The organism is Streptomyces albidus (ex Kaewkla and Franco 2022) (assembly GCF_013870515.1).
GTDB classification, from domain to species: domain Bacteria; phylum Actinomycetota; class Actinomycetes; order Streptomycetales; family Streptomycetaceae; genus Streptomyces; species Streptomyces albidus.
In genome coordinates, this window is sequence record NZ_JACBXA010000243.1 from 1 (window position 1) to 8,773 (window position 8,773).

General features: G+C 71.3%; 6 protein-coding genes. 1 reads left to right on the forward strand and 5 read right to left on the reverse strand.

Translation table 11 applies throughout. From position 1 onward, the window contains the following. Positions 1-75 precede the first annotated feature (75 nt). From H5J26_RS25195 to H5J26_RS25210, 4 genes are all read right to left on the reverse strand, one after another. Positions 76-456 carry a DUF6479 family protein gene (locus tag H5J26_RS25195; RefSeq protein ID WP_181768261.1) on the reverse strand — a complete coding sequence of 127 codons (381 nt, stop codon included), beginning with the start codon at positions 454-456 and terminating at the stop codon, positions 76-78. Between the two features lie 582 nt (positions 457-1,038). Then, positions 1,039-2,070, reverse strand: coding sequence for a nucleoside triphosphate pyrophosphohydrolase (locus tag H5J26_RS25200; protein WP_181768262.1), 1,032 nt, complete (start codon positions 2,068-2,070; stop codon positions 1,039-1,041). Between the two features lie 82 nt (positions 2,071-2,152). Next, positions 2,153-2,839, reverse strand: coding sequence for a SurA N-terminal domain-containing protein (locus tag H5J26_RS25205; protein ID WP_181768263.1), 687 nt, complete (start codon positions 2,837-2,839; stop codon positions 2,153-2,155). Positions 2,840-3,137: 298 nt separating this feature from the next. Then, positions 3,138-3,986, reverse strand: a complete 849-nt coding sequence (locus H5J26_RS25210) for an HNH endonuclease family protein (RefSeq protein ID WP_309238062.1) — start codon at positions 3,984-3,986, stop codon at positions 3,138-3,140. Between the two features lie 190 nt (positions 3,987-4,176). On the opposite strand from H5J26_RS25210, the gene H5J26_RS25215 reads away from it, so the two are divergent. Then, positions 4,177-5,487, forward strand: coding sequence for an alpha/beta hydrolase family protein (locus H5J26_RS25215; RefSeq protein ID WP_419183849.1), 1,311 nt, complete (start codon positions 4,177-4,179; stop codon positions 5,485-5,487). A 118-nt stretch (positions 5,488-5,605) separates the two neighbouring features. Here the strand turns inward: H5J26_RS25215 and mfd are convergent. After that, positions 5,606-8,773, reverse strand: a 3,168-nt coding sequence (gene mfd / locus H5J26_RS25220; protein WP_181768265.1) for a transcription-repair coupling factor, incomplete at its 5' end; no start/stop codon positions are given.

An 8,773-nucleotide genomic window follows, 5' to 3' on the forward strand; every position in this document is an offset into this window, starting at 1 on the left:
GCGCTTGCCCCTCCGGCACGCCCCTACGCGGGCGCCCACGCCCGAAGCGCCACCGTCGTGGAGAGGTACCCGGTGTCAGGTGCGGCCGGGGCCTCCGCTGCCGAAGGAGCCGCTGCTCCCCTCGTCCCACTTCGGCGGCGGCTGCTCGTGCTCACCGGGGTGACTGTCGGAGTCGAAGTCCTTGAAGTCGTACGGCATGCGCCGCTCCCCGTCGTGCGGCACCTCGTCCGGGACGCGGTGGGTCGTCTCGTAGCCCTTCGGCTCGTCCGGGCCGCGTTCTCCCGGGCTGGAGGGCCGCTGATCACCCCTCTTGCGGATGCGGATGCCGTAGGAGACGGCCATGATCAGCCCGACGACGACGACGATGCCCGCCACCAGGGGGGCGATACCGACCAGCAGGTCACGGTTGTCGGCCAGTGTCTCGAGCGGGGCGAGGCCCGCGAGCGCTACGTACATGGCTGCCGAGTACCCGCGCTGGGAGCGGTATGCGGGTCGGGTGTGCAGGAGCGGTGTGGGAGATCCGTGCCGTGATCGCCTGGCGCAGTGCCATGGCGGTGCACAGGCCGCGCAATCGCGGGCCGCGCGCGGTGCGGCGGGGCGCTCCGGCTGGTGGCGGAGGGGGCCTGTGTAGGCCCGGCACCGGGGGCGGAATGGTTCGGCCGCTGGGGCCGAATGGTGCGGGTGCCGGGCCGGAGCGGTTCGGGTGCTCCCCCTTGCGAACACCGCTCTCGGAGTGGAGCGGAGGTCGGCGATGCGTCTGCTGCTCCTAGTCGACTTCGAGAGCAGTGCTCCAGGAGCGGAGCAGGGCTCGACTCCGGGGCGAGAGTCGGGGCGTGCCGGGACCGGTGCCCACGCCAGGCACCATCCGTTCCCCGCCTCGGGAGCGGCGCTCTCGGAACGGAGCACCCACCCGTTCCCCCTCGCCAAGAGCAGTGCTCTCGGAGCGGAGCGCCAATCGCCGCCGAGATCACGTGCCGCGCCGCCCACCCCCCGTCCGGAGCGAGAGCACCGCTCACGATTCGGGCGGGGCCAGCCCGGCTACAGCGCTTCGCCATCCGATGCCAGGCCCTCCGCGGCACGGATCGCGTCGCGGTACGTCCGGGCCGCAGCCCTCAGGGCCGTCTCCGGATCGGTCCCCTCCGCCTCAGCCCGTACCGCCAGAGCCAGCAGCTCATAGCCGACGCCGTCACCACCACCCTCACCTGCGCCCCGGCCCGCCACGGGAAGCCCCTCCGGCCCCTCCGGCACGTCCAGCCCCGCCAGCCGCACCCGCCCGGCCAGCTTCGCGGCGAGCGCCAGCGCGGGCTGCCCCAGCGGGATCCCCTCCGTCACCGACTCCCGCTGCTTTTCCACCGCCTTGGTACGCAGCCAGAGCTGCCGCACCTCCTCGGGCGTCGCCGCCTGCTCCTCGCCGAAGACGTGCGGGTGCCGGCGGATCAGCTTCTCCACGATGCCCCCGGCGACGTCGTCGATGGAGAAGGGCTCGTCCGGGTCGTCCTGCGCGATGCGGGCGTGGAAGACGACTTGGAGCAGCACGTCCCCCAGCTCCTCGCACAGGGCTCCCCGGTCGTCTTCCTCGATGGCTTCGACGAGTTCGTACATCTCCTCGATGCCGTACTTGGCCAGCCCTTCATGGGTCCGCACGCTGCTCCAGGGGCAGTCGTGGCGGATGCTGTCCATGACCTGGACGAGGTCGAGGAGCCGGGCGCCGGGCAGGTCGTACGAGCCGGGCAGCAGCTCCAGCTCGGGCATCGTCGTGCGTCCCGAGCCGGCCATGGCGGCGAGCGCGTCCGTCAGCCGGGGCTCACCCTCCGAGGCGGCGATGACGACGACCGTGCGGTCCTCCGCGCACGCGTCGACGAGTTCGGCGGCCTTGAGCTCGCCGCCCGCGTCCACCGCGACGCCCGCCTCCCGCAGGTACGGCAGTTGCGGGTGCTCCGGATCGGCGCAGACGACGAGGTCGGCGGCGCGCAGCGTCTCCCACGCGGGCCAGGAGAGCAGTCCGGGTGCCACGCGGTGGCTGGTGGTGAGCAGGACGATGCGGCCGGTACGGGCAGATGATGCGTTCACGCGACGAACGTAACGCAGCACCGCCGAAGCCCCGGGCCTGGCCCGGGACGGGCGGTGCGGGGCTTACCGGCGTGCGCGGGATTCAGGAGGGCTGCTGCTGTTGCTGCTGCAGGTCCGCCTGCCGGCCCGTGAGGTCGCGCAGCCAGGGGTCGGAGGCGTTGCCGAGGGTGGCCTTCTTGGTGTCCCACTTGCCGTAGCGCGGGTTGACGTCGACGTGCATTGCCGCGGAGGTCTTGGAGAACTTGTCGTTCAGCTCGGCGGGGCCCTGCTGCGAACGCGGGTCGATGCCCTCGGCCTTGGCGATCTTGTCGACCAGGAGCTGCATCCGCAGCCTGTTGTCGATCTCGCCCGGTGCGATGGCCTGCTGCTGGAGCAGCACCTGCTTCAGCTTCTTGGACCCGCCGGCCTGTGCCTGCAACTGCGCACGTGCCTGGCCCACTTCGCGGCGGGTGACGGAGACCCCGGCGTCCTTCGCGGCCTTCTTGACGATGCGGTCACGGATGAGCCCGTCGAGGGTCGCCCGCGTGAGCTGGCCGCTTCCCTTGATCAGCTGTTCGCCTCGGGGGGCGGCACGCTGTGCGTCGCGCACGGCGTTCACCTTGCCCTGCAACTGCCCCATGGTGATCCGGTCTCCGCCCAGCACAGCAGCTGCGCCGGGGTGCGCCTCGTTGCCGCACGCGGTGAGCAGCGGTGCTGCGACGAGCAGCGCGGCGGCACCGGAGACGGTGAGCGCGTACCTACGGCGACGGCTTCTGGTGGTGCTGGACATGCGGCCTCCTGGGCGGCGGCGAGGGGTCGTGCGTCGGTGGTGCAGGACCTTGGCGTTGATCGATGTTAGGTAGTCGAGGGTGGTGGAGACCACCGCTTCAGCTCTCTTCCCGACAACGATTCCGGTGAAAACGGGTGGCGTGCTCCTCGATTTCGGAGGCACGCAGCGGGTGATCCGGCCGGACTGCCGGCCTCTTCCGGGCACTTTCCACTACCCGTGCGTTCCGTGCTCTCCGCGGTCCCGCCGTACGGAGAGCGCGTGTCCGGGCGTCGACCCGGAACCGCTCGGTGGGTCAGCCTCATCCACCGCACTGCTCCAGCATCGTCCGCTTGTCGGGCGCGGTCACCGGCAGCTCGTACTTGAGGGCGACCTGGGTGAACCGCACGGCGTACGAGCAGCGGATCCGCTTGTCCGGCGGCAGCCAGGACGCGGGGCCCGAGTCGCCCTTGGAGCTGTTGGAGCGGCCGTAGACGGGGATGAGGTTGAGAGGGTCGTTGGCGATCTGTTCGCGCTTGCTCTCCGGCCAACGGGCGGCGCCCATCTGCCAGTCGTAGGAGAGCGGCATGACGTGGTCGATCTGGACCTCGGTCGCCTCCTGCTTGCGCCACTCGATCGTCCTGCCGGTGTACGGGTCGTGCAGCGTCATCGAGATGACGACGCAGTCCGATCCGGACTCGCGCTCCAGGTCCTTCCCGTCCCTGGCCAGTACGTCGTTCCTGGTGTCGCAGCCGTTGCGCGCCAGCGGTATGCCTTCGGCCGTGTCCATCCAGGCGTAGCCGAAGGCGTCACGTTCGTAACCGGTCCTGGGGCCGCGGCCCTTGGTCTCCACGGTGGCGATCAGGTCGCGGGCCTTCGCCCTGTCTCCCGGCACGGTGAGCTGGGCGAGGCCGGGCGCGGTGCCTCGGCGGTTGGCGAAGGGGCTGGTGCCCGGGCCGTCCGCTGGGGCGGGCACCGTGGTCTCCGGCGACGGCGAGGACGGCTTCTCGCTGGGCGAGGCCGACGACGGTGAGGCGCTCGGCTTCTTCGTGGCACCCCCGTCCGTGTCGCCGTCGGCACCCCCGCCTGCGCTCTGACATCCCGCGTTCAGCAGACAGGCGCTGAGGGAGAGGGAGATGAGGACGGTTCGCAGAGGGCCTCGGCGTGACACGCGGTGCTCCCGTCGGGGTGGTTGGCGCCTGGCGGGGAGCCGGCCGGCCGCCCGGGGCGAGCTTACGTTCCCATGACGGCGCCTTCGCCGGGTGTGCTCGGACGGCGAACTCCGGGTTTCCCCACCCTCTTTCAGGGGTCTGCCGGATGGTGGACGCCGACGTCCGCTCCGTAGCGTCCCGTTCATGCCCATGAATCCGGCTTCGGCCATGCATGTACGAACCTCCCGGCGCTCGACCGCGCTCCCAACCCGTGTGCGGCGGTCCGCCGTCGCGGCGGCGACGGTGCTCGCGCTCGTCGCGCCTCTGTCCGCCGTCACTTCCGCGGGGACGGCCGTCGCGGCCGGCCGGGACGGCGCCGCTGTCGTTCCCGCGCGTGTGGCGAACGCCTCCGAAGGCGCGGCGGATCCGGTCCCGGAGACGTTGAGGCTGCCACGCCCCACGGGCCGTCACGCCGTCGGCCGCGACACCCTTCACCTCCTCGACCGTTCACGGACCGACCCGTGGGTGCCGCAGGCGGGTGCGCGGGAGTTGATGGTCTCGATGTACTTCCCGGCGCGCCGCGGGACCGGCGCCGGCCGTGCCCCGTACATGACGGCGCCCGAGGCGAAGGCCATGCTGGAAGGACAGCGGCTCGACGGGAAAGTGCCCGTGGACACCGTGACTTCGGTACGCGCCAACGCCCGTACGGGGGCGCGTCCCGTAGGGGGAAGGCACCCGCTGATCGTCCTGTCTCCCGGGTTCACGCTCCAGCGGACGACCTTGAGCGTGCTCGCCGAGGAGTTGGCGGCACGCGGTTACGTGGTCGCGGCCGTCGACCACGCCTACGAGTCGTTCGGCACTTCCTTCCCCCACGGCCGCTTCACGACGTGCGCCGCGTGCCGTGAGGTGGAGGACGCCCCGGAGGGTGAGGAGTCGCAGGTGCTGGCGAAGGTCGCCACGGGCCGTTCCGCCGACATCTCCTTCCTGCTCGACCAGTTGGGCGGGCACCGTCCGGCGTGGCGGCACGCCCGCATGATCGACGGACACAGGACGGGTGCGGCGGGGCACTCCATCGGTGGGAACGCCGCGGCTCAGGCCATGGCGGACGATCCACGGGTACGGGCCGGGGTGAACCTGGACGGCAGCTTCTTCGCGCCGGTGCCCCAAGGCGGGCTCGGCGGACGGCCGTTCATGCTGTTCGGCACGTCATCGGGGCACAGCCCGGGCGGCGACGGGAGCTGGGACCGCAACTGGGCGCGTCTGGACGGGTGGAAGCGCTGGATCACCGTCACCGGTGCCGGGCACTTCACCTTCAACGATCTGCCCGTGCTGGCGGGCCAGTTGGGCATGACGGACCCCGAGGCGCCGCTGCCGGGCGACCGTTCCGGGGAGATCACGCGGGCGTACGTGGGCGCCTTCTTCGACCGGCATCTGCGAGGTGTCCCCCAGCCGTTGCTGAACGGCCCCTCACCGGCGAACCCGGAGGTCGTCTTCCCGCTCGGCGCCCGGGGCCGCCCCTGACCGGGACAGCGGCCGGAGACCGGTTGGGAACGCGCCGCTCGGGACGAGCCGTCCGGGCGTACCGCCCCCGCTGCGGGGGCGGTACGCCCGGACGGGCACCGTACGTGGACGCCGCCGCTCAGGCTCCCGGCACCGTCGTGAGGAACTCGCCCACCCACGCGAGCAGTTCGCGCCCCACCACCGGCTTGCCTCCGATGCCGCCCGACTTGGGGCGGGGCACCAGCACCTGCCGGGTGGTGGGCTTGATGATCGAGCGGGGGTAGACCCGCTGGAGCCGCAGCTCCTGCGACTCGCGCAACTCCACCGGGCTGAAGCGGACGTTGGAGCCCTGGAGGGTGATGTCCGTGACGCCGCAGGAACGGGCGAGCATGCGCAGGCCCGCCACGAGCAGCAGGTTCTCCACCGGTTCCGGCAACGGGCCGTAGCGGTCGGTCAGTTCGTCGCGGACGGCGGTGATGTCGTCTTCGGAGTTGGCGGAGGCGATGGCGCGGTACGCCTGGAGGCGCAGCCGCTCGCCGGGTGCGTAGTCGTGCGGCACGTGCGCGTCGACCGGCAGCTCGATCTTGACCTCGAGGGGTGCCTCCTCCACCTCGCCGCCGCTCTCGAGCGTGTTGCGGTAGTCCGCGACGGCCTCGCCGACCATGCGGACGTACAGGTCGAAGCCCACTCCCGCGATGTGGCCGGACTGTTCGCCGCCGAGGAGGTTGCCCGCACCGCGGATCTCCAGGTCCTTCATCGCCACGTACATGCCCGCGCCCATCTCGGTGTGCTGGGCGATGGTGGCCAGCCGCTCGTGCGCGGTCTCCGTCATCGGCTTCTCGGGCGGGTAGAGGAAGTAGGCGTAGCCGCGTTCGCGGCCCCGGCCGACCCGGCCTCGCAGCTGATGGAGCTGGGAGAGCCCGAAGTTGTCGCCCCGCTCGACGATCAGGGTGTTGGCGTTGGAGATGTCGATGCCGTTCTCGACGATGGTGGTGGCGACGAGCACGTCGGACTTCTTCTCCCAGAAGTCGACGACGACCTGCTCCAGCGCACCCTCCGACATCTGTCCGTGCGCGGTGGCCACGCGTGCCTCGGGCACGATCTGACGCAGCCGCGCCGCCGCGCGCTCGATGGACTCCACACGGTTGTGGATGTAGAAGACCTGCCCCTCGCGCAGCAGTTCACGACGGACGGCCGCCCCGATCTGCTTCTCCTCGTACGGGCCGACGAAGGTCAGCACGGGGTGGCGTTCCTCGGGCGGGGTGGTGATCGTCGACATCTCGCGGATGCCGGTCACGGCCATCTCCAGGGTGCGTGGGATGGGGGTGGCGGACATGCTCAGCACGTCCACGTTCGCCCGGAGCTTCTTCAGCTGCTCCTTGTGCTCGACGCCGAAGCGCTGCTCCTCGTCGACGATGAGCAGGCCCAGGTCCTTGAACTTGGTGTCCGAGGAGAAGAGGCGGTGCGTGCCGATCACGATGTCGACCGTGCCCTCCCGCAGCCCCTCGACGACCGCGCGGGCCTCGCTCTCGCTCTGGAACCTCGACAGCGCCCGCACGTTGACGGGGAACTGCCCGTAGCGCTCGGTGAAGGTGGAGAAGTGCTGCTGCACCAGCAGCGTGGTGGGCACCAGGACGGCGACCTGCTTGCCGTCCTGCACGGCCTTGAAGGCGGCGCGTACGGCGATCTCCGTCTTGCCGTAGCCGACGTCGCCGCAGATGAGGCGGTCCATGGGGACCGACTTCTCCATGTCCTCCTTGACCTCGCCGATCGTGGTCAGCTGGTCCGGGGTCTCGGCGTAGGGGAAGGCGTCCTCGAGCTCACGCTGCCAGGGGGAGTCCTGGCCGAAGGCGTACCCGGGGGCGGCCATGCGCGCCGAGTACAGCTTGATCAGGTCCGCGGCGATCTCCTTGACCGCCTTCTTCGCCCGGGCCTTGGTCTTGGTCCAGTCGGCGCCGCCGAGCCGGTGCAGTGAGGGCTGTTCGCCGCCGACGTACTTGGTGACCTGCTCCAGCTGGTCCGTGGGCACGAAGAGCCGGTCGCCGGGCTGCCCGCGCTTGGCCGGCGCGTACTCCACCAGCAGGTATTCGCGGGTGGCGCCCTGCACGGTGCGCTGGACCATCTCGACGTAGCGGCCGACGCCGTGCTGTTCGTGCACGATGAAGTCGCCGGGGACGAGGGTGAGCGGGTCGATCTGCTTGCGGCGCCGGACAGGCATGCGGGCGGCTTCGCGGCCCGCCGCCTTCTGTCCCGACAGGTCGGTCTCGGTGAGGACGGCCAGCTTGAGGCCGGGGTCGACGAAGCCGTTGTCGAGGCAGCCGCGTGCGACGTGCACGACGGACGGCGCGATCCCGCCCAGGTCCGCCTCCTGGCGGGCCGCGATGCCCTCGTTGCTGAGCACCTCGACGGTACGGACGGCGGGGCCGTGCGCCTCGGTGACGTACACGCACCGCCAGCCCGCCGACAGCCAGCCCTTGGTGTCGGCGAGTGCGCGAGCGGTGTCGCCGCGGTAGGTCTCGGGGGCGCGCATGCCCAGCCGCAGGACGTCCTCCGCGGCCTCGTCCGACTCGGTGTCCAGGCCGGTGTCCGTGCTGAACGGGCTGACCGACCACCACATCATGTCCAGTTCGCGGGCTCGCGCCCGTACGTCCGCGATGCCCCACAGGGAGGCCGCATCCAGGTCGATCGGGGCGGCGCCGGTGTCGGACATCGCCGTCGCGCTCCACGACGCCTGAAGGAACTCCTGCGAGGTCGCCACGAGGTCCGCCGCCCTCGTACGCACCCGCTCCGGGTCGCACACGACGGCCATCGTGCCCTTGGGGACGACGTCGAGCAGCAGCTCCATGTCCTCGACGAGAACCGGTGCGAGGGACTCCATGCCCTCGACGGCGATGCCTTCGGCGATCTTGCCGAGCAGGTCGCCCAGCTCCGGGTGGCCCTCGGCGAGGGCGGATGCCCGCTGCCGTACGTCGTCGGTCAGGAGCAGCTCCCGGCACGGGGGTGCCCACAGCCCGTGCTCCGCGGACTCCAGCGACCGCTGGTCGGCGACCCTGAAGTAGCGGACCTCCTCGATCTCGTCGCCCCAGAACTCCACCCGAAGGGGGTGCTCCTCCGTGGGCGGAAAGACGTCGAGGATGCCGCCGCGCACGGCGAACTCGCCGCGCTTCTCCACGAGTTCGACGCGCGAGTAGGCAGCGGCGGCCAGCGCCTTCACGACCTCCTCCATGTCGACGCTCTGCCCCTGCCGAAGCGCGACCGGCACCAGCTCGCCGAGGCCCTTGACCTGCGGCTGGAGCACGGACCGTAC

Bases quoted from the DNA above. Each gene is read 5' to 3' on its own strand.
- H5J26_RS25195 (WP_181768261.1), bottom strand. From the start codon at position 456: ATGTACGTAGCGCTCGCGGGCCTCGCCCCGCTCGAGACACTGGCCGAC.
- H5J26_RS25205 (WP_181768263.1), bottom strand. From the start codon at position 2,839: ATGTCCAGCACCACCAGAAGCCGTCGCCGTAGGTACGCGCTCACCGTC.
- H5J26_RS25215 (WP_419183849.1), top strand. From the start codon at position 4,177: ATGAATCCGGCTTCGGCCATGCATGTACGAACCTCCCGGCGCTCGACC.